The following is a 2,166-nucleotide window of genomic DNA, read 5'->3' as shown; positions in this document are numbered from 1 at the left end:
GTTCGCGGGGGCGCCGCAGGAGTGAGGCTTTGCTGCTCGGCGCCTAGGCACCCCCCTCTGGCCTGCCGGCCATCTCCCCCGCAAGGGGGGAGATCGGCAGTGCTGGCGGCGGCGCCTTTCTTGCAACGTAGGTGATTGGCGAAAGCATGGCGACATCCGATCTCCCCCCTTGCGGGGGAGATGGCCGGCAGGGCAGAGGGGGGTGTGACGGAACGCGACCTGCAAATGTATGCCTGCATGCAGCAATGAACATGACGAGCCGCAATTCACCATGACCGACCTCCACCTTGTCGAAGCCTCGATCGCCGACCTGCGCCGTGCGCTGGAGGAAGGGACCGTCACCAGTGTCGGACTGGTCGGCGCCTACTTGCGGCGCATCGCGCATTACGATCGCCATGGCATCGCGCTCAACGCCGTGCCGGTGCTCAACCCCGACATGTTCGCGCAGGCGGCGGCTTCCGACCGGCGGCGGCGTGAGGGCAAGACACTCGGACCGCTCGACGGCATCCCCTACACCGCCAAGGACAGCTACAAGGTGAGGGGTCTGACGGTGGCCGCCGGCTCGCCTGCCTTCGAGCATCTCGTCGCCAATGAGGACGCCTTCACCATAGCGCGCCTGCGCGCCGGCGGCGCGGTTCTGATCGGGCTCACCAACATGCCGCCGATGGCCAATGGCGGCATGCAGCGCGGCGTCTACGGCCGCGCTGAAAGCCCCTACAACAAGAACTATCTCACCGCCGCATTCGGCTCAGGCTCCTCCAACGGCTCCGGCACCGCCACGGCTGCCAGCTTCGCCGCTTTCGGCCTCGGCGAGGAAACCTGGTCGTCCGGTCGCGCGCCGGCCTCCAACAACGCGCTGGTCGCCTACACGCCGTCGCGCGGCGTCATCTCCGTCAGGGGCAACTGGCCGCTGGTGCCGACCATGGACGTGGTGGTGCCGCACACACGCTCCGTCGCCGACATGCTGGTACTGCTCGACATGATCGTCGCCGACGATGCCGAGGCGAGGGGAGATTTCTGGCGGCTGCAGCCCTGGGTGCCGATTCCGAAAGCCTCGGCGCTGAGGCCGGCGAGCTACGCCGGGCTTCCCCTGGCGGGAGCGCTCAAAGGCAAGCGGCTCGGCGTGCCGAAAATGTATATCGGCCGCGACGCGCAAGCGGCAAAGCCGATCGAGACGCGCGCCTCGGTGCTCGACCTCTGGCGGCAGGCGGCGGCGGATCTCGAAGCACTCGGCGCCGAGGTGGTCGAGGTCGACTTCCCTGTCGTCTCCAACTACGAGCGCGACCGCCCCGGCGCGAAGACCATGGTCGAGCGCGGGCTGGTCCCGCAGGATTTCGCCGAGCGCGAGATCTGGGACCTATGCATCTGGTCCTGGGACGATTTCCTGCGCGCCAACGCCGATCCGGCGATTCCCGATCTCGCTTCGGTCGACGGCGCAAAAATCTTCCCGCAGCCGCCCGGCGCGCTGCCCGACCGCTATGGCGACAACGGCTTCGACCTCGCCCAATATGTCGAGCGGGCGAAGCAGGGCGTGACGCCGCTCGAGCGCGTCCCGACAATGCAGGCCGGCCTCGAGGGGCTGGAGCAAACGCGCCGCCTCGATTTCGAGGATTGGCTGGACGCCAACAGCCTCGACGCCGTGGTGCTGCCTGCCGCCGCCGATGTCGGCCCGGCTGATGCCGACGTCAACGAAGCCTCCGCGCTGCTGGCCTGGCGCAACGGCACCTGGGTCGCCAACGGCAATCTGGTGTGGCGGCATCTCGGCATCCCGACCGTCACCGTGCCGATGGGCACGATGGCCGATATCGGCATGCCGGTCGGGCTGACCTTCGCCGGCAGGGCCTATGAGGATGTGGCGCTGCTCTCGATGGCCGGCGACTACGAGCGCGCCACGAGGCGCCGCACCACCCCGCCGCGTACGCCGGCGTTGGCGGAGGATGTGTTTGCGGGAGGCGAGGTCATTCCAGCACGGCCCGGCGACACGCCACTCGCCATCACGCTCACCGCCGAGACCATTCGTGCCGGCGAGGCAGATGAGATCGTCGTCACGCTGGATGCCGGCGCTGCCGATGGGGCAAACGTCAAGGTTCACGTCAACGGCGAGCCGATGGCGATGCGGCGGGACGGCAACCGCTACACCGGCCGCGTCTCCGTGCCCGCCGGCAC

1 protein-coding gene is annotated in these 2,166 nt (G+C 68.7%); it reads left to right on the top strand.

Annotated features, from left to right (window positions below):
• Nucleotides 1–271: 271 nt before the first annotated feature.
• A partial coding sequence (locus EN780_RS32635) for an amidase (protein WP_128276328.1) occupies nucleotides 272–2,166 on the top strand: 1,895 nt, incomplete at its 3' end.

Origin of the sequence: Mesorhizobium sp. M4B.F.Ca.ET.089.01.1.1, assembly GCF_004022605.1 — a bacterium.
In the GTDB taxonomy this organism is placed as follows: domain Bacteria; phylum Pseudomonadota; class Alphaproteobacteria; order Rhizobiales; family Rhizobiaceae; genus Mesorhizobium; species Mesorhizobium abyssinicae.
This window is presented reverse-complemented; position numbering and strand designations above follow the sequence as displayed.